This window comes from Acinetobacter sp. ANC 3882, from assembly GCF_022549545.1.
GTDB lineage: Bacteria > Pseudomonadota > Gammaproteobacteria > Pseudomonadales > Moraxellaceae > Acinetobacter.
In genome coordinates, this window is sequence record NZ_JAKZGB010000001.1 from 104,675 (window position 1) to 127,604 (window position 22,930).

Annotated in this window: 25 protein-coding genes; 16 read left to right on the forward strand and 9 right to left on the reverse strand. The window is 38.4% G+C overall.

Features of this window, described 5'->3' with window-relative positions; translation table 11 throughout:
- Window position 1 precedes the first annotated feature (1 nt).
- The 11 genes from MMO42_RS00645 to MMO42_RS00695 all read left to right on the forward strand — a co-directional run bounded on the left by MMO42_RS00645 (window position 2) and on the right by MMO42_RS00695 (window position 10,662).
- Window positions 2-334, forward strand: coding sequence for a hypothetical protein (locus tag MMO42_RS00645; RefSeq protein ID WP_241318751.1), 333 nt, complete (start codon window positions 2-4; stop codon window positions 332-334).
- On the forward strand, window positions 334-909 hold the full coding sequence (locus MMO42_RS00650) for an aspartyl/asparaginyl beta-hydroxylase domain-containing protein (RefSeq protein WP_241318752.1): 576 nt from the start codon (window positions 334-336) through the stop codon (window positions 907-909). Before MMO42_RS00645 ends, MMO42_RS00650 begins: the two co-directional genes overlap by 1 nt.
- Window positions 906-1,361, forward strand: coding sequence for a GNAT family N-acetyltransferase (locus tag MMO42_RS00655; RefSeq protein WP_241318753.1), 456 nt, complete (start codon window positions 906-908; stop codon window positions 1,359-1,361). Before MMO42_RS00650 ends, MMO42_RS00655 begins: the two co-directional genes overlap by 4 nt.
- Before the next feature lies 1 nt (window position 1,362).
- Complete coding sequence (locus MMO42_RS00660) at window positions 1,363-2,007, forward strand: hypothetical protein (RefSeq protein WP_241318754.1); 645 nt, start codon at window positions 1,363-1,365, stop codon at window positions 2,005-2,007.
- A gap of 8 nt (window positions 2,008-2,015) precedes the next feature.
- Complete coding sequence (locus MMO42_RS00665; protein WP_241318755.1) at window positions 2,016-3,311, forward strand: hypothetical protein; 1,296 nt, start codon at window positions 2,016-2,018, stop codon at window positions 3,309-3,311.
- A 203-nt stretch (window positions 3,312-3,514) separates the two neighbouring features.
- Window positions 3,515-3,853 (forward strand): hypothetical protein, encoded by a 339-nt coding sequence (locus MMO42_RS00670; protein WP_241318756.1) that lies wholly within the window; start codon window positions 3,515-3,517, stop codon window positions 3,851-3,853.
- Window positions 3,854-4,034: 181 nt separating this feature from the next.
- Window positions 4,035-6,548 carry a glycoside hydrolase family 104 protein gene (locus tag MMO42_RS00675; RefSeq protein ID WP_241318757.1) on the forward strand — a complete coding sequence of 838 codons (2,514 nt, stop codon included), beginning with the start codon at window positions 4,035-4,037 and terminating at the stop codon, window positions 6,546-6,548.
- Window positions 6,548-7,435, forward strand: a complete 888-nt coding sequence (locus tag MMO42_RS00680) for a hypothetical protein (protein ID WP_241318758.1) — start codon at window positions 6,548-6,550, stop codon at window positions 7,433-7,435. The genes MMO42_RS00675 and MMO42_RS00680 overlap by 1 nt, the downstream gene beginning before the upstream one ends.
- 9 nt (window positions 7,436-7,444) lie before the next feature.
- Entirely contained in the window at window positions 7,445-9,874 is a 2,430-nt protein-coding gene (locus tag MMO42_RS00685; RefSeq protein WP_241318759.1) for a GDSL-type esterase/lipase family protein, read from the forward strand.
- A 60-nt stretch (window positions 9,875-9,934) separates the two neighbouring features.
- A complete protein-coding gene (locus MMO42_RS00690; protein WP_241318760.1) occupies window positions 9,935-10,213 on the forward strand; it encodes a phage holin family protein in 279 nt (92 codons plus the stop codon).
- On the forward strand, window positions 10,213-10,662 hold the full coding sequence (locus MMO42_RS00695) for a lysozyme (RefSeq protein ID WP_241318761.1): 450 nt from the start codon (window positions 10,213-10,215) through the stop codon (window positions 10,660-10,662). Before MMO42_RS00690 ends, MMO42_RS00695 begins: the two co-directional genes overlap by 1 nt.
- Before the next feature lie 140 nt (window positions 10,663-10,802).
- Here MMO42_RS00695 and MMO42_RS00700 read toward each other — a convergent pair whose 3' ends face one another.
- The 3 genes from MMO42_RS00700 to MMO42_RS00710 all read right to left on the reverse strand — a co-directional run bounded on the left by MMO42_RS00700 (window position 10,803) and on the right by MMO42_RS00710 (window position 13,619).
- Window positions 10,803-11,477 (reverse strand): hypothetical protein, encoded by a 675-nt coding sequence (locus MMO42_RS00700; protein ID WP_241318762.1) that lies wholly within the window; start codon window positions 11,475-11,477, stop codon window positions 10,803-10,805.
- Window positions 11,478-11,574: 97 nt separating this feature from the next.
- Window positions 11,575-12,864, reverse strand: a complete 1,290-nt coding sequence (locus MMO42_RS00705) for a Y-family DNA polymerase (protein ID WP_241318763.1) — start codon at window positions 12,862-12,864, stop codon at window positions 11,575-11,577.
- A 110-nt stretch (window positions 12,865-12,974) separates the two neighbouring features.
- On the reverse strand, window positions 12,975-13,619 hold the full coding sequence (locus tag MMO42_RS00710) for an SOS response-associated peptidase family protein (RefSeq protein ID WP_241318764.1): 645 nt from the start codon (window positions 13,617-13,619) through the stop codon (window positions 12,975-12,977).
- Window positions 13,620-14,062: 443 nt separating this feature from the next.
- Between MMO42_RS00710 and map the strand changes: the two genes are divergently transcribed.
- Window positions 14,063-14,857 carry a type I methionyl aminopeptidase gene (map, locus tag MMO42_RS00715; protein WP_241318765.1) on the forward strand — a complete coding sequence of 265 codons (795 nt, stop codon included), beginning with the start codon at window positions 14,063-14,065 and terminating at the stop codon, window positions 14,855-14,857.
- 28 nt (window positions 14,858-14,885) lie between these two features.
- Here the strand turns inward: map and MMO42_RS00720 are convergent, their stop codons facing one another.
- Together MMO42_RS00720 and MMO42_RS00725 are read right to left on the reverse strand one after the other, a co-directional pair.
- The gene (locus MMO42_RS00720; RefSeq protein WP_005153397.1) at window positions 14,886-15,806 is read right to left on the reverse strand and encodes a LysR family transcriptional regulator; all 921 of its coding nucleotides are present in this window, start codon (window positions 15,804-15,806) and stop codon (window positions 14,886-14,888) included.
- 55 nt (window positions 15,807-15,861) lie between these two features.
- Window positions 15,862-16,290 carry a guanosine-3',5'-bis(diphosphate) 3'-pyrophosphohydrolase gene (locus MMO42_RS00725; protein WP_241318766.1) on the reverse strand — a complete coding sequence of 143 codons (429 nt, stop codon included), beginning with the start codon at window positions 16,288-16,290 and terminating at the stop codon, window positions 15,862-15,864.
- Between the two features lie 79 nt (window positions 16,291-16,369).
- Here MMO42_RS00725 and MMO42_RS00730 point away from each other — a divergent pair, with 79 nt between their 5' ends.
- Window positions 16,370-16,693 (forward strand): hypothetical protein, encoded by a 324-nt coding sequence (locus MMO42_RS00730; protein ID WP_241318767.1) that lies wholly within the window; start codon window positions 16,370-16,372, stop codon window positions 16,691-16,693.
- A gap of 51 nt (window positions 16,694-16,744) precedes the next feature.
- Here MMO42_RS00730 and grxD read toward each other — a convergent pair whose 3' ends face one another.
- Window positions 16,745-17,086, reverse strand: a complete 342-nt coding sequence (gene grxD, locus MMO42_RS00735; RefSeq protein ID WP_004639270.1) for a Grx4 family monothiol glutaredoxin — start codon at window positions 17,084-17,086, stop codon at window positions 16,745-16,747.
- A 586-nt stretch (window positions 17,087-17,672) separates the two neighbouring features.
- On the opposite strand from grxD, the gene MMO42_RS00740 reads away from it, so the two are divergent.
- Window positions 17,673-19,085, forward strand: a complete 1,413-nt coding sequence (locus MMO42_RS00740) for an alpha/beta hydrolase (protein ID WP_241318768.1) — start codon at window positions 17,673-17,675, stop codon at window positions 19,083-19,085.
- A 387-nt stretch (window positions 19,086-19,472) separates the two neighbouring features.
- Entirely contained in the window at window positions 19,473-20,687 is a 1,215-nt protein-coding gene (locus tag MMO42_RS00745; protein ID WP_241318769.1) for an aspartate aminotransferase family protein, read from the forward strand.
- Between the two features lie 63 nt (window positions 20,688-20,750).
- On the opposite strand, the gene MMO42_RS00750 is transcribed toward MMO42_RS00745, so the two are convergent.
- The 3 genes from MMO42_RS00750 to MMO42_RS00760 form a co-directional block, all read right to left on the reverse strand.
- Entirely contained in the window at window positions 20,751-21,182 is a 432-nt protein-coding gene (locus MMO42_RS00750; RefSeq protein ID WP_004806717.1) for a CBS domain-containing protein, read from the reverse strand.
- Between the two features lie 138 nt (window positions 21,183-21,320).
- Entirely contained in the window at window positions 21,321-21,698 is a 378-nt protein-coding gene (locus MMO42_RS00755; RefSeq protein WP_005294591.1) for a DUF2750 domain-containing protein, read from the reverse strand.
- 309 nt (window positions 21,699-22,007) lie between these two features.
- On the reverse strand, window positions 22,008-22,241 hold the full coding sequence (locus MMO42_RS00760) for a hypothetical protein (RefSeq protein ID WP_004653777.1): 234 nt from the start codon (window positions 22,239-22,241) through the stop codon (window positions 22,008-22,010).
- 226 nt (window positions 22,242-22,467) lie between these two features.
- Here MMO42_RS00760 and MMO42_RS00765 point away from each other — a divergent pair, with 226 nt between their 5' ends.
- Window positions 22,468-22,827: a hypothetical protein gene (locus tag MMO42_RS00765; protein WP_004806721.1), complete on the forward strand. Its 360-nt coding sequence runs from the start codon at window positions 22,468-22,470 to the stop codon at window positions 22,825-22,827.
- Window positions 22,828-22,930: the final 103 nt, after the last annotated feature.

Sequence of the window (22,930 nt, forward strand, 5' to 3'; positions counted from 1 at the left end):
GATGGGCGTAAAAGTATTAAACATCATCCCTTCAAAAGTGGCTGAAAATTCCCAAACCACTCAATTTACAGCTGAAGCAAATACAACAATTGATAAGTTCACAGTAACCAATACATCTGCCGCTGTAGCAAAGTTTAGTTGCAATTTGGTTTTGGTTGGTGGCACTGCTTCAAGCTCAAATCTTATTATTAAAGAGAAATCAATTAGTGCAGGAGAAACTTATGTTTGTCCTGAACTTGTAGGCCATTCTTTAGAATCTGGAAGCTTCATTAGTACGCTTTCTGATACTGCATCAGCATTAACGATTCGTGCATCAGGTCGGGAGATTACTTAATGAATAACTTCCATATCCTGACTACAGCAGATACAAATCCTTTGATGCTCAATATCAAACGTCATCCTGAGTTATGGAAAGAAGACACATATCTTCGTGATTACCCGCAGGGACCATTTGGTGAAATAGATTCTATTATGCTTCGATTTCCTGAAAAGCGAGTATTTGAGCAAGAAGAAGATTTAGAAAAATACAAGCGTGGTGAAGGTCAGTTTGATCAGCATGAAAGTATTGATTATCCAGCATTCGCAGTTCTTGCAGAAGCACGTCAAATTGTATTTGGATTGATGGCATTGGTTCAAGGTGAACGTCTTGGTCGTGTGATGATCAATCGTATTAAGCCGGGTGGGCGCATTTATCCTCATGCTGATACACCAGAACACACTGATTACTACACACGGTTTCATGTTGTATTGCAGTCTGCTGCAGGTTGTATTCTTCGCGCTGGTGATGAGCAGCTAAACATGAAAACAGGCGATGTTTTTTGGTTCAACAACAAACTTGAGCATGAAGTCATCAATAATTCGGCTATTGATCGACTTTCAATGGTCGTGGATATCAAGGTGAGAAAATGATTACAGCACATGTAGAGAGTTTTGAAGAAAACTTGGACTACTTAAAGCCTCTCTTGCCAATCCACTACCAAGAGTTGGCCTTAAACCAAGATAAAGTACCACTCTCACCACAATTTGATAAATACATCGCCGCTGAAAATAGTGGCGAATTGCTATTTATAGTTCTAAGAAATGCAGGTGAGCTAATTGGTTACTTCATAGGATTTGTTGCACCTGGATTGCACTATTCAACTTGCTTGACCTGTCAAATGGATATCTTCTATGTCCATCCAGATCACCGTGGATCTGGTGCAGGATTTCAGCTTTTCAAATTTGTAGAAGATCAATGCAAGAAACGTGGCGTTCAACGCTTATTTGTAGGCTCGAAGCTTCACAAGGATGCTTCATGGCTCTTTGAGCGCTTGGGTTATTCACCTGTAGAAACTTACTACTCAGTATGGCTAGGAGATTGATATGGTAGCGGCAGCAATTGTAGGAAGTGCAGTTGTGACTGGAGTTGCATCTAGCCAAGCTCAGAAAAGTGCTGCTAAGCGAGCAGCAGGAGCACAACAAGACTCAACTTATGCATCTATTGAAGAACAACGTCGTCAATTTGACCAAATGCGGGAACTGCTTAGTCCATTTGTGAATGCGGGAACTTCTGCATTAGGTGGGCAACAAGACTTGCTTGGCTTAAATGGAATGCAAGCACAGCAAGATGCAATTAATGGAATTCAAAATAGTGCTGCATTCAAAACCTATCTAGACCAAGGCGAAAATTCACTTCGTCAGAATGCATCTGCTACAGGTGGTTTGCGTGGTGGAAATACACAGGCAGCTTTAGCACAGTTCTCACCTCAATTGTTAAATCAAATGATTAACCAACAATACACAAACCTTGGTGGATTAACAGCTCTTGGTCAGAATGCCGCAGCTGGTGTTGGTAATGCTGGTATGCAGTCTGCAAATAACATTGGCAATTTATTGCAGCAAGGTGGGGCAGCACAAGCTGGTAATGCTTTAGCCCAAGGTCAAGCAAACGCCCAAATGTGGAATGGTGTTAATAGTGCTATTGGTAATCTAGGTGGCATGTATTTGTACAAAAATGGCTTTAATTGAGGTGATATATGGTTCAGCCCTATGACTACACATTAAATGTGCAAAATCCTTCTGAAGTATTCACTAATAGCCTTTGGAATGGATATAAACTTGGTGCAACCATGGATCAGGTTAAACAACAGCGAGAACAGGCTGCACTCAAACAGCAACAAGAACAACAAAGAGCTGAAGACACAAGATCATTGATCCAAAACCAAACAAATGAAAACTTCACTTCTTTCCAACTAATGTACCCTGATCAAGCAGAAACGATTCAAAAGGTATGGCAACAGAAGAGTCAAGGTGACAAAGACTTTTCATGGAGAGTTGGATCAGAAGCTTTGGCTGCATTGAAAAGTGACAGTCCAGATATAGCAGAACAAGTCTTTCAGAAAGCAGCGGTACATTATGACAATTCTGGAAGAAAACAAGATGCAGGATCAATGCGGTTTTATGCAGATCTTATTAAGAAGAATCCAGCAAATGCTAAGAGCCTTATGCAAGATTACCTATCCACCGTGGATAGGGAGAGGTTTGATAAAACATTTGTTCCTTTAAATGAACAAAATCGTGCTAACGAAATGCAACCTTACGAAATTGCTAAGAAGGAAGCAGAGACAGCAAAAATTAATGCAGAAACTAATGATATTCCTCTTGCTGCGGCTGATCGTAACCAAGGTGTAATTAATCAGGCACGTGGTACGGAGCTTGATAATCAATACAAATATGATCAATTGGCGCAATTAGATCGTCAATTCTATGATGGGTTAGACAAGTCTGAAAGAATTGAAGCAGATAGACTTAGAGCCAGAAAAGCTGAAACGGCAACACAGCGGATGGAGAGACTTGAAAAGGCAGAGGGTCTAGCTGTTGCTTCTAAAAATGCAGCCGATGCTTCAGTCAATGCAGCGAGACTTGCGAATATAACTGCTGAGAATGGGGGGGCTTATTGGGATAGGTTATGGCGTATTGTTCCTGGTTCGACAGAAAATTCCTATGCAAAAGACATTGAAACTCTTAAGTCTCAAGTATTCTTGGCTCAAGTTGACAAGATGAGAGGTCTTGGTGCTTTAACTGAGCGAGAAGGTGATGCCCTTAAATCCTCGATTGCTTCTTTAGACATCAATCAGGGTCCAAAGCGCGTTCAAGAAAACTTAACTCAAATTGCTAGAATCATGTCTGAAGCTGCAAAATCTGCAAGCAGGAAAACAAAGATTTACGCCACCAGAGGGCAGGGTTATGCTCCAGATGTTGTTGATGCTGCTAGAGCACTTGGCATAACTCCAGAAGAAGCTCAAAAATTTGTCAATGATAATGGATTGTAAAATTTAGCTTGTGATATTCTCTTTTCATTTATGAAGAGAGAATAATGAAAAATTGTAATACTAATCCAAATAATCTTTGGAATTAATTGAAAAATGGTATTTAATTTTATTGGTGGTTTCTAAATATTTGTGTATTATTTGTGGCAAAAGAAAGGTCCGCCAATTTCTTTATTTAGAAGCTCATATTATGGTTAAATGAATATATGAATAATTTTAAAACCTATTTAAAAGAAAACTTTAAAACCTTTAAGCTGGACGAGGTTGGTGGTAGTGGATATTATTCTTCATTTAATAAAGAAGTTGATGGTTGTGAAATAGCTATTGTTCTAGATTTTTTTAAAAGCGGGAAGCTTTGCGAAATACACATTAGTATTTTATATATGGATGTTAGATTAACTAATGTATACGAAAAGCAAGATATAAAAAAAATTTACTCAGATGGAATATCTGGGAAAGATTTTTTTGAAAGTGCTATTAATGAATTAAAATCCAGAGTAGAACAGCATTGTGGAAAAAATCCCAGTAATGGCACTTCTTCCTAAATCTCCATATTTTTTGGCTTAAAATTAAATAAATCAATTTATGCTAAATCACCAATATCGTGAGTTTATTTGCATAATATCCATCAAATATATGATTTATAAAAGTCGAAAAGCGAATTTAAACCTTCCACATTAATAAAACCCCGCATTTTGCGGGTTTTTTATTACCTTAGGAAAAGTTATGGCAACAAGACAAAATTTTGAAAAGCTATTAGATTCCCCAAATGTCCAAAAGATGCTTAACTTGATTGCTAATGCTGAAGGCGTACAACATGGATACAATACACTATTTGGCAATGAAAAGTTTAGTGATTTATCTAAGCATCCGAATGTATCGAAAGAGTTTACTCAAACTGATGGCAAGAAGAATAGAACCAATGCTGCAGGTCGATATCAATTCCTTAAACAAACATGGGATGGTGTTGCCAAACAACTTGGCTTAGAAGATTTTTCTCCAAAAAACCAAGATATTGCTGCAGTTGCTTTGCTTGCTCAAAATGGAGCATTACCATCAGTATTAAAGGGTGACTTTAATACAGCAATACAAAAGTCAGGTGGGACATGGGCATCTTTACCATCCGCTCCAAGCAAATATAAACAGCCTAAAAAAACATGGGAAGAAATTGGGCTGAACAATCCTGCTCGAGATCAATACCAAAACAGATCCGACCAAATTGTAGCTGCATATAAAGCAAAACAAGTAAAAGCAGAACAGCAAGACCAACCAAAAGTTGATGCTGCAAGATCACAGCGCATTATTGCTGCATATCAACAAGCTAGACAAAATGGGCAAGTGCAAGATAAGGCAAATCAGCCTCAAGGATTACCTGATTTTGATGCTCAAGGTGTCTTAGTCGAGCCAACAAATCAGCCTACTCAAGCAAAACCAGAACCTAGTTTAGGGGATAGGCTTTTAGGTGCAGGAGAAACTGCATTGTCCTTAGGTACAGGTTTAACAACTGGTACAGCAGGTCTTATAGGTGGAGCAGTACAAGGCTTGGGTCAAGAAGTGCTAAGTGGTCAGTTTGGAACTCCAGAAGCAGCAAGACGAGTTGAGCAAAGGGCTGCTGATTATGCAGATCGTTTAACCTATTCACCAAGAACGGAGGTTGGTCAACAGTATGCACAAGCAACAGGTGAGGCTTTAGCTCCATTAGTTGCTTTATCTCCTGCAACCGCTGAGATTGGATTAGCTGCACAAGCAGCAAGAGCTGCTAATCCAATTGCTCAAGGTGCCGCAATCCAAGCTGGACGTGCTATATCTGATACTGCTCAACAAGCTGCTAGAGCTGCACAGAGACCAATCCAAGCCACATCAAATGCTGTCCGCTCTGGTGTTGATAGCTTGCGAGATTTAACAGGTTTAAATCGTGTAGATAACAGTGGTACTGCACCTGCGAACATTGGAGCAGCACAAGTTGATCCTGCAACTATACGTCAAGCAATGTCGCAAGACTTGCCATATCCAGTTGACTTAACCGAAGGGCAAATGAGCCGTGACCCAAGTCAATTGAAATTTGAGGTTGAGACTTCGAAGGATCCGCGTCTTGGAGATCCATTACGCCAACGCTATGAAGATCAACACCAAGTTATGCAGCACAACATTGATGCTTTTATTGATTCGACTGGCTCTCAAGCTACAAACATGCGTGAAGTTGGTTTAGCAGTAGATTCTGCACTTCAAAAACAATTGCAAGCTGATAAGAATCGTGTGCGTGTAGCCTACAACAAAGCTGATAAATCGCCAGAGGCACAGACACCAGTTGACTTGGCAGTATCCATTAACAATGGTGGTAATCCAACAACTATTCTTGACTATTTGAACTCACAGCCAGATCTGCCAACAACTCCAATTTTGTCTACGGCTAAAAGGACAGCAGAAAGCATTGGTATTGCACAGCGTGATGCCAATGGAAATCTCGTTTCTAAAAATCCAACTATTAAGCAGATGGAGACATGGAGGCAGGAGATTAATGCAAATACAAACAATGAAGCTCCAAACATTCGCCAAGCATCTATTTTAAAGGGAATGATTGACGAACATGTGGGGCCAGTAGAAGGCACTCTATATAAAGCAGCACGTAATGAACGTGTTCGAATGGGTCAACGCTGGGAGAAAACTGCAATCATGCAGGATTTGACCAAGAAAAAGCAAAATTCAAATGACCGTATTGTTGCTTTAGAAGATGTTCAAAAACGCATTATTCATGATGGTTCACTTGATGATCTACGGACTGCTCGTCGAACATTGTTAACTTCTGGTGATGAAGGAAAGCAAGCTTGGAAAGATATCCAAGGGCAAACCCTTCAAGAAATTAAGAATGCCGCCACAGCGGGTGTTGCGCCTGATGCGCGAGGTAATCAAATGATTAGTCCTGCCGCATTAAATAAAGCAATTAAGCGGTTAGATGATTCTGGCAAGCTTGACTTCATCTTTGGCCAACAAGGTGCTGAAAAGCTTCGTGCATTGAACGACATCTCTAAGACACTGTTTACAGTTCCTGCGTCAGCAGGGGTGAACCATAGCAACACTGCTGCAACGCTACTTGCTGCAATTGATATCACGATGTCTGGATTATCTGGATTCCCTGCACCAGTTGCTTCTGCTCTACGAATTGCCACTAAACACATTAAGGACAACAAGACTAGAGCGCGAGTTCAAAAGGCTCTAAACCCGACTCCGAGGAACCCATAATGAGCAACAGAGTCTCAACTCCTTTTCCCATATACAGTGACACAGATGGAAGCCCGCTAGATGCGGGCTTTATCTTTATTGGGGAGTCTAATAAGAATCCGATTCTCTCTCCAATTGCCATTTTCTATGATGCTGAACTGACGATGCCCGCAGAGAATCCAGCAAGGACTCGAAATGGCTATGTTGTGAAGAATGGTGCACCACGACAGTTATTCTGCGCTGAACCATTGGTTTCAATTGCTGTTCAAAATAAGCGTAAAGAATCTGTTTGGAACTTAGCAACAGTCAATCTTAATCCGGGTGTGACTACTGACGCTGTGATTGACACAGCAACAGGTTTAACTCAAGCACAGATCAATGCTGATGTGGTCCAGAAATCACAAAACCTTAATGACCTACCCAACAAAGAACAATCCAGAGACAACCTTTCAGTTTATTCAAAAGCTCAAGTAGACGCAAAAATTGTTGATGCCACTGAAGAATTGAAGGGTATTTCACGTATTGCCACCAAGGATGAAGTAACAGCAGGGACGGCAGACAACTTGGTTGTGACACCCAAAAAACACGCTGAATACTTCATTGAAAAATCCATTGGATTTGATCAGAAGTGGCAAGACCTGACTACCTCGCGTGAAGTTGATACCGAATACACCAATGACACCAAAAGCCCAATCCAAGTGAACATCATTATCAATGGCGATATTGCTACAGCTGCACGCAATACAACCTGTGAAGTTGATGGGGTCACAATTGTTCGCACCTCAAATGCTAATGAAGATGCCCAAACCAAAACAGTGAGCTTCATTGTTCCACCTGCAAGCAAATATAAGGTCACAGGGATTAAATCAATCCTGACTTGGCTCGAACTAAGAAAATTACCAGCATAGGACAAATAGATGACAAACCTAGTTATAAGCCCACATGTGCCCTTTATTGATATCGACGGAAGCCCTCTTAATGAGGGCTTTATTTTTGTCGGTGAAAAAGATAAAGATCCTCAAGTATTTCCAGTTTCTGTCTATTGGGATGAAGCCAAGACTCTACCTGCAGTTCAGCCAATCAGAACTCGCAATGGTTTTGTGGTTAATGAAGGTGTAATTTCCAAGATTTTTATTGATCAAAGCAATTGCTCGATTGCGATTAAAAATAGAAATCAGTCAATTATTCATACAGAACTTAATTCAATCCAATTTTCTAGTGTTGCGGGTGCTCAAGGTCTTATTCAAGTTGAGACAACCCGAGCAATGGCTGCTGAATCTGCTTTGAATACCAGCATCATTAATGAAGCAACACGGGCAACCACAGCAGAGGCATTGTTACAAACTCAAATCAATACTAATGGTGTGGGGAATCGCGCATATCTTACTTATGCGGCCATGGTTGCTGACAAAGTCAATATTCCTGCCAAGTCAAAAGTAACTGTCACAAATGATAGTACGCCAGCTAATAATGGTGACTATCAATATGATGGCACTAACTTTACCAAGTCAATTTATGATCCAGTTCAGCAGGCTAAAGACTATGCTGATGCCAATAAGTACTTTAAACCTGTAATTTTTGAGCTTACATCTGATTTAAATAACTTCACAACAGGTGGGGTTTGGTTTGCTCCAACATCAAGTTATGCAGCACTTGAGCGCAACTTCCCAATAGTATCAGGTGGTTGGTTGACAGTTATTGATTCATCCAACAATCAGAAATATCAGCGTTACGATACTCATGAATATTCTTTCTTACGTCGATTAAATTCAGGAGTATGGTCACCTTGGATTACCCAAGATATGACCAAGGCGATCAATACTGCATCTAACTACACTGATAGTAAATTCAGTAATGCTGTTGGTTATGATCAATCTAATTTGATGGCTGGCAATGCAATTATTGCTGACAAGTATGTAAATTCATCAGGAGTTGTTACAGCTCAAGTTGCAACTGCATACATGGCAATCCCTGTAACAGTGGGTTCTTATTACTTTAAGAATTATGGTGCTGATCTAGTAGCTGGTTCTTTTCCAGTTGGGTTCTCAACTACTGCCAATGCTACAACATACACAATTTTAACTAGAACTGTAGTGAGTGCAGGTGTTTTAAGAGTAGATGTTGCTGAGGCAGGGTATTTAGCATTTGACTTGAAACTGGCTAATACGAACTTCATTTCAACTTTGCATGTAACAAGCAACCTATTAGCAGTAGATAAACATGCCATTAAGATCAATGGTGCTGACTTAATTGATCAGCAGTTGCGTTTAACTGCATTTACTACTGACAACATGGAAGCGATTGGTAATTTATACAATCCTTCAACTAATAAGCCCGATGTTTATGTTCATGTAAGTGGATCTATTGCTACTGCATCTGGTGCGCTATTGACTCAAATCAAAGTGCAAAAAGGGGTTACTTATCATATTAAGGCTCCTGACTTGCGAGGCGGTATTTTTGCTGTAGCGTTAAGAGCTGATGCCAGTATGGCAGTAGGTCCAACTTTAGGACTGGCAACTCTAACTACAGTATCAGCAACTTATAAGACATTTACCATTCCAGTAGATAGTCTTGCTGAGTATGCTTTACTAACAGTTAAACTGCCTTCTCTAAGTTTCGATATTTCCACTACAATTCAGATTCTTAATCCAACTCCTGACACACCGACTCTTAAAAAGGTTAATAAGCTCAATGGTATTTCGCTTGCAGCTTCTACCCTCAATAAACTAACAGGTAAGAAGTGGATTGCAATTGGTGATTCGATTACTGAGAAAAACTTTAGAGCAAACAAAAACTACCACGACTTTATCTCAGAAGATGTTGGTGGAATGACTGTTTACAATAAAGGTATTAGTGGATCTGGATTCTGGAATCGTTTAAATGTGGCAGACACTCTTACAGAAGAAGCTGACATTATTACACTGTTCTGGGGTGTGAATGATTTCAGTAAAACATACCCAATGGGACCATTCTTGAGTAATGATACTGAGACCTTGTCTGGGCGAATGAACTATGTAATCAATTCTTTGTTGGTTAAGTACCCATTAGCTAAGCTTGCAATTCTTACCCCGATTCCTGCGTTAAGTCAGTGGGGAAGCAATGCAACTCCGAACTCTCTTGGTTTCACACTCAAGGATATTTGTGACATGTTGGTAAAATATGCAAAGCATTACTCTTTGCCTGTTCTAAACCAATATGAAACTAGCAACTTGCCAGTGTGGGTGCCAGCGGCTAACAACTACTATTTCACCGCTCCAGGACAGCCAAGCCCTGATGGCTTACATCCAAACGATGCAGGTCAGCGTGTAATGGCAGATCATATGAAAGTGTTCTTAGAATCACTGTAAATAAACGCAATACAAGCCTTAGCACTAGCTAGGGCTTTTTTATTATCTGGAGAAAAGTGAATGCAAGACCATGAAAAGACGGCACTAACATTAATCATTGTTGGAGGGCTTATTGGTATGGGTAAGCTACTAGTATCAACTGAAAAACTAACATTCCGCTTAGTGATAGGCAGGACAATTCTTGGTTCTGCAACATCATTAATAGCTGGATTTCTTTTACTTCAAATTCCTGACATTAGCCCGCTTGTGTTGTTAAGTGCTGGTAGTGCATTGGGCATTTTGGGCAGTTCCTTCATTGAACAATATTTAAAAAATCGTGCCAATAAGTGGGGTGGGTAATGAGCAAAACAACCAGTAATGTTGGTCTTGATCTGATTGCAAGTTTTGAAGGTACGAGACTTAAAGCCTATGATGATGGCGTTGGTGTTTGGACTATTGGCACCGGCACTACAGTTTATCCGAATGGTACTAAAGTGAAGAAAGGCGATTCATGTACTTTGGATCAAGCCAAGTCGTACTTTGCCCACGATCTAAAACGATTTGAAGCATCCGTTAATAACCTGGTGAAAGTCCCTTTATCTCAAAACCAATTCGATGCCTTGGTGTCTCTAACTTATAACATTGGCACAGGTGCTTTTGCAGGCTCAACATTGTTAAAGCTTTTAAACCAAAAGCAATACCGTGAAGCTAGGGCACAGTTCACACGCTGGAATAAAGCAGGAGGCAAAGAGCTAAGAGGCTTAACGCGAAGACGTGAAGCTGAAAGAGATTTATTTCTAAAGAAGTAACTTATATGTGCCAACGATCAAAACTTGCTTCGCTTGTCACAGTGCTGTGTCTTCTGTTTTCAGGATGCACAGCACATACGATCAATAACAATGTTTATATTGGTATTTGTGTAAAAGTTATTTGATGAAGCATTCCTAGACTAACTTTTTGAGTTTTTGATAATGATAAAATCTTTAAGTTTTGACTGAATATTTGATAATTCTTTTGCAATTTGTTCTTTAAATTCTTTGGTTTTACTTATGAAATTTTCATCCATTTTCTTCCCATTTTCAATGTAATCTTCGGTTACGAAATTAAAGTAATTATCGAAACATTCTCTGAATTCTTCAACCCCCAAATCTTTTGGAGATTTTTCAACCAAGTTTGTAAAGGCTCTTACTTCGACAATTATGTCATTACGTATTTTCTTCAACCCAAGAATGTCTCTTAATAGTGATATTTCTTCATCATATATTGATTTATGGGTTTCATTAAAACTTTTATTTAATTTATTCACATTGCAGGCAGAGTTTGAATAATCTGAAATTTTCAAATTAAAATTCTCAACTAAAATAAATATACTTAGGGCTTTACTCGAATTTATTGTTGTATTGTGTTCGTCCACCCAATTATTGTATAGAGAAGTAGCAATAATTGCTGCAGCTAAAGTAGCTACACCGCCAAAAATGCCAGAGACTGTTGATAAAGAATCAATTAAGGCTTTAGTGTTGCTATCGTGCCAATGTAAGCAGAATGTTATAAAAATGAATATTAAAAGAAGTGATACTAAAAATCCTGTAATACATATTGCTCTGCCTAATACACTTTTCTTCATTATTCCCACACTATACCAATCACTAATGTTAATTTCGCTCTAACCAAGTGAGCATTTCAAATTATTTCTAATACAGCATCATAAATTAATTTAAAAATTAATTCACTCTCAATAATCCTGACCAAGTGAAAGGATTATTGCTCAGTTTATCGCGTGACATTGACCAGCCACGATTGGGAATGAAACAAGGGCCAACACTAATTTTTTTCTTCCCAAACTTTTCTTGAATCCCTTCGTACGCTTTCATTAGTTTTTCTTTTTCTTCTACTTCATTCATATCAGTTAGCAGATCATAAATGTGTGATGACTTCGGCTCTAAACAGGTCAGAACAACGCCACATTTCTTGAATAATATGCCTTGCTTATAAACATGGGTAATCATAATAGATACAGCACGAACGAGGTCTGTAACGCAATCTGTGGGTTGTGGAAAGGCAAAAGAAACGGACTTATTATAAAAGGGTACATTCTTATCAAATGGATTTGATTGAGCGAAAACAAGAATACATCCACACAATGATTTATCCGCTCTCAATCGCTTACATGCATCTTGAGCATGCATTGCAATGGCTTCTTTTAAATCTTGAAGTTCTGTCACTTTCTGACCAAAGGACCGGCTAGATATAATTTGTTTTTTACTTGGTGGTGTATCTTCAATCTCAATGCATGATACACCTTGAAGCTCATTTACAGTCCTTGCAATCACAATGCTAAATAGCTTCTGCATCTGAATTGGGTTACTACAAGCTAGGTCCATTACTGTATTAATCCCTATGGATTGCAACTTCTTAGTATGCTTCCTGCCAACTCCCCAAACCTCACTCACATCTATTTTAGATAGATAGTCCTCCTTGTTGCATGGATCCATGCGCACTAAATCACAAACCCCATTGAACTGCTTATTCTTCTTTGCGATGTGGTTTGCAATCTTCGCCTCTGTTTTACTTCTTCCAATTCCAACGCATACCGGCAAGCCCAACCATTGCCAGAGAACATTCTTCATTTCATGCCCGTATTGAACAAGGTCCCTGTAGTATTCAAAAGATGTGAGGTCTAGAAAACACTCATCAATTGAATACTGCTCAACCTCATTGTTCGCCACAAATCCAGCCAATATATTGTGAAATCTGCGACTCATTTCAGCATATAGGGCATAGTTACTCGACATCACTACAACATTATTTTGCTCAACAATGTCTTTGATCTGGAATAATGGCGCACCCATTTTAATACCTAAGTCTTTGGATTCCTGAGAACGTGCAACGGCACAGCCATCGTTATTGCTGAGTACAATAACTGGCTTATTGTTCAGTTTCGGATTGAAAACACGCTCGCAACTGACATAACAGTTATTCACATCGACAAGGGCAAAGATTCGGTCACGCATAGCAATCTTGAAAAAGTTACAAATTCAAGATAAATGTTAGAACTGAGTCTTTGTGAATTCAAATTTAAAAAACTGTGGATAAACAAAAGGGCGACATTTGGTGTCGCTGTTTAGTGTGCGTTTGGTCGGAATTTATCCAAATCTTTCTTAGGTGCTGCTGTGAACTCATCAACTGGCATCTCGAAGAAAAAGTCTCTAGCTTCTTCATGTGAGCAATTAAGCCAATCGTTACGTCTATCCCTTGGTATCACAATAATAGATCGCTTTTCATCTTCAGGTGCATGAAACTGCTTCATAAAAGGGTGATCATCAGAATTGATTGTGAGCATGCTCATTGATCTGATTTCTTCACCATTCACCACTGCATATTCATAGATGCCAGCGACAGTGAAGGGCATTTGATCTTCTCTATAAATCCCATACCAATGTGGCTTGCCATCTATGTACTTCGGCTCAAATATTGTTTCAACCGGTATGAGACAAAACTGATTCTTCTTCCATGCATTTCTGAATGATGGCTTTGTTGCTATCGTCTCTGTTCTTGCATTATATGTGTTTCTAACTTTCTTTAAATCTTCGACCCAAGGCGCAACCAATCCAAAGCGAGCAAGTCTCCATTCAATATCACCTTTCTTAGAAAAGAGGATAGGCCCTGCATAATTTGGATAGATATCAGTCTTATAGTCAAAAGTAGGTTCAAGCAAATCTAAAAGCTGAACTCTGTCTTTTGATATGGGTTCATAGTTTGCGCACATTTTTACTCCATTGTTCTTTCCTTCAATTGGTTTAATATTACTCCTGTTTTACGCCTCAACAGTTGTGAAGTATTGTATGTTGTTGATATATATTAGTAATAATATTTAACTGCTTTTTTAGAACAAAAATACGTTCTTTTGAAACTAATTTATGTGAAATTTGGTTGATTTTTGACTAAAAAGAAATGATTAAAATCATATAATTAGTCATGGTAAAGCTAATGTGTTGAAAAGCTTTCCAAAACTCGAAAAATGCAGAAGGATATATTTTTTTCCTTATTCGGCCCCTCAAAATTAAATGTAAAATAAAAATGGTCTTTTAGTCTTAAATAGATTGAAGATTTCAATGGGAAGGCGTACAAATATTGAAATACTTTATGCAGCCCCCATATTATTTTTCTGCATGTGATTTTAATCTGATTGATGAATAAGGAAAATCTCGAATGAGAGCTTCTACTGTGACCATTAAAACTGAACAAGATCTAGAGAAATTACGTATCTCTGGTCGTTTAGCGGCACAAGTGTTAGAAATGATCGGGCCTTATATCAAGCCTGGTGTTTCAACTGAATATTTAGATGATATCTGCAATGATTATATTGTGAATACGTTGCAGGTAATTCCAGCCAATGTGGGCTATCACGGTTTTACCAAGACGACCTGTATTTCTGTTAATGAAGAAGTTTGTCACGCGATTCCTTCTGCGAAAAAGATTTTGCAAGAAGGAGATATTTTAAATATCGATGTAGCTGTGATTAAAGATGGTTATTTTGGCGATACCAGTCGAATGTACTTTGTTGGTGAGCCAAGTGCAGCAACGAAAAAACTGGTTGAAACGACCTATGAAGCGATGTTGGCAGGTATTCATACAGTGAAACCTGGGGCGACATTGGGTGATATTGGTTATGCAATCCAGTCCGTTGCGCAGCGTGAAGGCTATAGCATTGTGCGTGAATATTGCGGGCATGGTATTGGCCGTATTTACCATGAACAACCGAACATCTTGCACTATGGTCAGAAAGGCCAAGGGATGGTGTTGAAGAAAGGGATGGTATTTACCATAGAACCGATGGTCAATGCAGGCAAACGACATGTAAAAGAGCTGAATGATGGTTGGACCGTGGTGACACAAGATAAATCATTGTCTGCTCAGTGGGAGCATATGGTTGCTGTTACTGATGATGGTTTTGAATTATTAACGCCTTGGCCGAATGGTACAGGACACTATCCAGCCGTTTAAGCTGGCCTGATCCGTAAAAGCGCGATTTCTAATCGCGCTTTTTTTTCGTTGAACATTGGGTGAGTTGTTCGACCAAATAATCAATAAAAACTCGAACAGCAGGCAATAGACCGCGTCTAGATGGATAAACTGCATGGAAAATACCATGTGGTGCAGTCCATTCGGGTAATACAGTCACCAGTTGTCCTGTTTTCACAAAGTCTTGAGCAATACTGTCGGGTAGCAATGCAATTCCGCAGTTTTGAGTGGCTAACTCAGCCAGCATCAGTAAGTTTGAACCCATAATCACAGGGTTTACTTTAATCTTCTTCTGTTGATGATCTGGGCCAGTCAACAAGAACTGTTGGTCAAGATGATCTTCTGCCATGCTGATAATACGATGTTCAGCCAATTGTTCTGGAGTGGTGAGATGACCAAACTCATTTAAATAGGCTTGGCTGGCAAACAGACGTTGTTCGATTGCTTCAAATTGACGCAGTACAAGGTTCGGATCATCATCTAATTTAGAGCGAACACGCAATGCAAGATCAATTCCTTCATTAATCACATCAATACGACGATTGCTGATCATCATCTGCACCCGAACTTCAGGATATTTCTTCAAAAAGGCAGGTAGGATTTTTGCCATCTGGTTTTGAGCAATATCGACAGGCACACTCACTTTGATGACACCACGTGGCTGGCTGCTTAAATGATTGACGACATCATGCGCGGCTTGGGCTGCATTCATCATTACTTGGGCATGGCGATACACATCCATCCCAATATCAGTCACTGCAAAATGACGTGAACTACGTTGAATCAGACGTACACCAAGTTGTTCTTCAAGATTGTAAACTCTACGGCTGAGTTTGGATTTAGGAATGTCGGTTGCGCGTTCCGCAGCACTAAAGCCACCATGTTCCACAACCAGTGCAAAGCAATAAAAATCATCTAAATCCGTTAGCATTACGCTATAAACTCCAGCTTATTGTGATCAAGTTAAATGAGTATAAACGTGATTATTAAACATTATGGGCTAATAATATATCTCGAACCTGTTGATATTGTTTCATTCGCTCAAAATCTTTGATTGTTGGCGATTGAATTCGAGATAAGTCCATATTGTCAGTGATATCTGCCAATTTCACAACACGCGCTAATGGATTTTGTACAGTTCGTTGGGCTGCTTCGATTCGAGATTCACCTTTTTGTTTGGTCAGTGCAACAATCGCCTCGATAATCTGTGGCTCAAAGCCTAAACGATATAGGTCATCGATGCTTGTTTCAGTATCCTCCAAGACATCATGTAATACAGCCACAATTTTATGTTCAATGCTGGGTACATTCAGCATAACCCTGAGTGGATGCAAAATATAGGGTACATTGGCCTTATCGACTTGACCTGAATGTTGTTGCGCGGCAAATGCAATTGCTTGTTCTAGTGTCGCCATCAGCTAAATCCTCCGCTTCAAGATAGATTAGCGCGTCATATTCTTTTAAACTGGCTGAAATTTTTTGCACTTAAGTATTATGTCATACCAACTCATCAATATTGTCGATGCGACTCAAAACATTCATTGTCCATTTTGCCAGCATGCAGTTTTAGACTGGCAGCAAGAGCAATATATTCAACCGTGTGAGCATACGCTATTTATGGCAATGGATTTAGGTTTTGAATTTATTGCTGATCGTTTTGAAGAAGTTCTACCACAGTCGGTTGATGAAATTCATGAAGATCCAAATATGAATATTTTTGCCAGCGTCTCTCAAGCACACTATGCCGATATGCACATTTATAAAGCAGATTTAGGCGTGGAAGGGTTGTTTCGTTACGTTGGCTTTAGCAAGAACTAAATCTACGCCAATAAAAAAGCCAATCATTTGATTGGCTTTTACTTTGACAGCTTATGCTTCAGGAGCAGGGCTGTACTGTTCAACTAATGGTTTTAACTCACCATTTTGGAACATTTCAAGCATAATATCGCTACCACCAATGAGCTCGCCATTGATCCATAATTGTGGAAAAGTAGGCCAGTTCGCAATTTGAGGTAAAGTTGCACGAATATCTTGATTTTCCAAGATATTTACATAGGCAAATGGACGACCAATTTGGCTAAGTGCTTCTACTGCACGAGCAGAAAAACCACATTGCGGGAATTGTGGAGTGCCTTTCATGTAAAGTAAAACAGGGTGTTTCGCAATTTGATCACGAATTAACGCTACTGTATCACGCGCTTGTTCCGTCATAGATAGATCCTCAACTAATCTCCACGCATTATATACTTTTTAAGTCTATCTATCTAGTTGATTTGTAACTGCTTTAAGGGTCAAAAAACAGCTAATTTAAAAGGTTAAATCGAACATATTGAAATTAATGAAAACAAATACTTACCACAGGGTTTTGCAGTAAGTATTCCTGTCAATTAAGCAAATGGCAATGAAATTCCAATTCAACTAGAGCTATTCTTAGACAGTAATTTATCACTGAAGGAATTCAGTACTTCACACCTAAATTTTTTCTTTACACTTGCTGGTAGCACATACCATAACGGACAATATTTATGCGTGAATATATGTCTAAAGTGTATGCACAAATCTTCAAAATAGTTCTCAACTCTCATAGTTTTAATCCTCTACCTTTTTTTTGAAAAAGTTACAAAATCAAGAGGTGTAATAAAAAACTAATTAATCAGATCAGTGATTATAGACAACATAAATATATTAAGGCATAACTTAGAGCTTATTCCTTAGATAATTTCTTAGGAATAAATAGCTTAAGAATTTTTAGGGGCTAGTGTTAACAACTAATAATAGCTAGAATTTGGAGAATAATATGAAATTTTTTTTACTATTTACATCGTTTTTACTATTTACATCGTTTTTACTATTGGGTGCGTGTTCTTCAATCCCAATCCATAAGAATGAAAATCAGCAATACGCTAAAGTCAACGAAGACAAGTTAAAACGCCATTTGATATACATTAATAAAAATGGAGACTTGATTGATCCATATTCAAAAAAAGTAATCAAAGATGTTGACGAATACGTTAACAATATATTTGGTGCTTATCAAAGATCAGATAAAAGTAAAATTACCATTTTCATTCATGGAGGTTTGAATACTTTCCAAAATGCCACAGCAAAAGCAAATCAAATTCTAAGTAATTATGATGACACTGAAAAAAACTATATTATTTTAGTTGGATGGCAAGCAGGTCCATTTACTAATTATCTTGACCATCTATTCTTTATCAGAGGGGGGGAAAGAAGATCAGTATTGGGACCGTTAACATCTCCATTTATTCTTGTAGAAGATACAGCTCGGAGTGTTGCACATGCACCAAGAGCTACAACGGAAGCTGTTCTAGCTCAATCTTCAGTTCCGATTAGTATTGAAAGTAAGGAGGAAACGGCATATCACACAAATATAGAGAATCTTAAGAAGATGCCTGAAAATGAAAAAATACATATTCATATTACTGGCGAAACTAGAGGATTAAATTTTAAAAATCTGTCATCCCTTGTCAATCCAATTAAGTTTGTAGCAGCTCCTTTTGTTGATGGTTTTGGCCATGGTACATGGAATTCACTTTCTCGTAGAACAGAATTACTAATCACTAAAGATAGCGCATTTACTAAAATGGAAGATGCCAAAACAGCATTAGAAAAATTTTTGGATAAAGTAGACCAGGAACCAGGACCTACCAAACCTGAAATAACCCTAATTGGGCATAGTATGGGCAGCATGGTGGCAAACAATATTCTTATGAGAAAACCAAATTTAAATTACAAAAATATTGTTTATATGGGAGCAGCAGCACCACTTAAAGACGTTGAAAGTAATGTAGTGCCTATTTTACGGAAAAATTCAGAAGTAGAATTCTATAATTTATCTTTAGATCCATATAGAGAACTCTCTGAATCAAAAGCTTTTGATTCAGTACCTCGAGGTAGTTTACTCATCTGGATAGATACCTATTTAACTACGATTAAATCTTTTACAGATCGGACTTCTGGAGGTTGGTTCAATATGGTACGGGCTGCAGATACAATTTTTCCTGACTCAGTGAAAAAACAAGTTCACTTAACTAAATTTGGCTTTGGTGCGGGCCCTCAAAAACATGGTGAGTTTGATGAATATCGATTTTGGAAACATGCTTATTGGACGGGAAATGAAAGATGTGGTCTTATTCTCTTAGATAAGCCAATCAATGCCAACTTAGAAACCGAATGTAAAACAAAGTAGCCAATTAAAAAGGGTTTCAAATTAACAATGGTGCTTTGACAATATTCTAAAGTTAATGTCAAAGCACTTATTTTATCGTTACGAAAATTTCATTTACTATTTAGTACTAATTTCCAAAAGTTTTAGAACAGCCAATAAAAAATTAAATTTCAGTTTTGTTAATATTAGGTAGCTAATGTAGAAATACCAAAAAAATGCTAACTAATTCAAAAAGATGATTAAAAATCTAATCTTTATAGATATATACGCATTATATACCTAAAAAATAGCTTGGCGGAGGATTGATAAAGATTTTTCTTATATAAATGTGACTTTACGCTTTCAATCTACGCAAGTTTTTGCTTATATAACTTTTTTGACCACAACTACTGATAGATTGAGTTTGTTATGACTAATATCACTCTTGCTCCTGTGCAACCTGATCAACCATCACACCTTATGGCAACCTACGGTCGCCAAGCGATCAGCTTTGTACGAGGACGAGGGGCTTATCTATATACGGAAGATGGTACAGAATATTTAGATGCTTTAACGGGGATTGCTGTGTGCGGTCTAGGACATGCACACCCTGTGATTGCAGAAGCGATTGCTGAACAAGCTGCGACTTTGGTCCATACCAGCAACCTCTATGAAATTCCTTGGCAAACCGCTGCGGCACAGAAACTCGCTGAAGTTTCAGGCATGGAAGAAATCTTCTTTTCCAACAGTGGTGCAGAATCAAACGAAGGTGCGATCAAAATTGCACGTAAGTTTGGTGCACAACAAGGCATTGCATACCCTAAAATTCTAGTCGCAGAACAATCTTTCCACGGTCGTACCTTGGCAACATTATCTGCAACAGGCAATAAAAAAGTTCAAGAAGGTTTTGCACCATTGGTGGAAGGTTTTATTCGTGTACCGTTTGGAGATATCGAAGCGATTCAAGAAGCAGCAATCAACCATCCAGATATCGTTGCCATCCTGATTGAACCAATTCAAGGTGAAGGTGGCGTGAATACTGCACCACAAGGATTTAGTTACTTAGAAGATGTACGTGCGCTGTGTAATCAACATAATTGGTTGATGATGCTTGATGAGATCCAAACAGGTAATGGCCGTACAGGTAAATACTTTGCCTATCAACACACCAACATTATTCCTGATGTCATGACTACAGCCAAAGGCTTAGGGAATGGCTTTCCAATTGGTGCAGTCATGACACAAGGTAAAGCAGTCGGTTTGCTGGGTGCAGGTAGTCATGGTTCAACTTATGGTGGAACAGTGTTAGGTTCACGTGTGGTATATACCGTGCTTGATACCTTGAAAAACGAAAATGCAGTTGAGAATGCTGCTACAGTCGGTGCTTATATTGTCGATCAGCTCAGAGCACAATTGGCAGATTACAATGTTCAAGTGCGTGGCTTTGGCATGATGATTGGTGTTCAACTACCAAAAGACTGTGCTGAACTGGTTGCGATCGCACGTGATGAATATAAGTTGATTATCAATGTAACGGCAGGTTCAGTGGTACGTTTATTACCACCATTAAACATGACACAAGCGCAAGCGGATGAGTTACTACAACGCCTTGTTCCAGTTATTGAGAACTTTCTAAAAGCATAATTGATAGAGATGAGATCATAGAAAAGGGCAATTGATTTGCCCTTTTTTAATTTGTTTCTTAAATCAACCAGAAATGTATTGTTGAAGCTGTTCAATCAGAATACGTTGATCATCCATCGCAGCCTTGACTAGGTCTCCGATAGAGATAAATCCAACTAACTTTTCTTGGTCTAAAACAGGTAAATGACGCAAATGACGATCAGTCATGAGGTTTAAGCATTCTTCTACAGTGTGGTTTAGACCTACAGAAATAACTTTTGACGTCATAATGTCTGATACAGGGGTGTTGTTTGATGAACGCTCCATCAAGGCAATTTTACGGGTATAGTCACGCTCAGAAAAAATACCTACGACGGTTTCGTTTTCAGCGACAACTAAAGCACCTACACCTTTTTCAGCCATAATTTTAATTGCTTCAAGTACCGTCGCATTCGGTGAAATGGTAAAAATTGATTGTACTGCTTTATTCTTGATGACTTGAGCAACGATTGTCATTGTTTATCCACCTGTGTTGTATTGTCATTTTCATTTAACTTAACGGTATTTTTTTTAAATGCAAAGCCCTAATTTCAATCCAATGATAACTTTTCTTCATGAATGTCTAAAAAGTCATCACTGTCATAGAGAGAATGATTAAACCGTCACTGCTGCTTGATGTGGCATAAAGAAGAAATGCTGCATTTGCTGAGTTGAAAGTTTAAATTTACGATGTGAAGAATTAAATAAGGCAGGTTCAACTTGTAAGCGCGTTAAGGTTGGCAGTAATGATTCATGAAAATCTTTCGGCGTAATCTTACGTGGTGTGTAGTTTTTCCAATGTGCTTTGGCATAGCGATGTGCTTGTACGCCGTTTAGCCAAAAGGGGAATACATGACCGTCTTGATCAGATTTGATTGCCCAACCTTGATGGTATAAACCCCAAAGAACGCCACAATACATCATTGTTTTTAGAATTGAAATTTTGAACATCAACTCACGTGAGACCGGTTGGAAATGGCTAAAACGATACATGTTATTAAACTAATATTCTTAAACTTATGTTTTATTATAAGAAAGATAGATGGCAGTTATGTTTAAACAATTGATCTAAATCGTAAGCAAATATTGTAAGTATCAAATCAAAGCAACTAAAGCTTTGACGCAGCTAAGTTAAAAAAGTGGAAGTAATTATCTTCATAAGTTTTATAGAGGGATTAAAAAACGCCACCTGAGCAAGACAAAGCGACTAAAGCTTTGGTGTAGCGCAAGTCAGAAATGTGAAAGAATGATGTTAATACGTTTTATGTAGGTATTAAAAAACGCCACCTAAGTGACGTTTCGTTATGCTTGTAGGGTTGCCATCTTCTGCCAATACTGTGCTTTCAAGGAATCACGTTCTACTCGGAAGCCTTGATAATACAACTCTGCTAAAAATAATGCCGCTTTACCGTGACCTGCTTTAGCTACTTCTTCAAGCTCTTTCACTGCATCTTGGAAGTTTTTTTGCGATTGAATTGTATTTACCGCATTTGCATATACATGCTCTAGTTCATGGTGTGTAAATTGTTGAATCATATATAACTCCTTATTTTAATTATGATTACCGCAAATTCTATTCAAAGTTACTCTACTTTGAATTTAAGCTACTTTAACTTAGATTTGTTAAATTATTATGACAAAATTGATTGAATTGTCAAATATATTCGGTGTCATTACGTAAATAAAATCTTACACGATTAAACATTTGTCGCAAATAATTTTAAGTAAAATCAAAGTGAGAATAATAGAAAAGGAGAATAACATGTCCAATGTCATTGATGGCGTAACTGTGGATGTCCCACCATTAGAAAGTCAAATTATTGCTTTAGCTCATCATCATCGTCAATTACTTGATGAAGCCATTTTCCATCAGGAAATTCACTTGGGTGATTACTGCTTAGCACAACGTAAACGAGTGTATGACTTTGCCAGTCATTTAAGCCCTGAACAAAAAGATCAGTTTTATCGGATCTATGATGGAGAGTTGAAAAATATTGCCGATGATGATGATTTACATCCAGCAGACGCAGAAAGTGGCGTAGGCATGTTTGCGATTTTTATTACCTTGGTCATCATTGCATTTATTTTGTACTTTTCCTTTGTTCGTACATTAGTCAGTTAATTATTGCTAAAGTGGTGTGCGTTCAATAAGTTGTGGAATTGTGACTTATTGAACGTTGTGCTTGTCCTTAGCGAATCAGAGACTTACACTACCTCTAATTCGA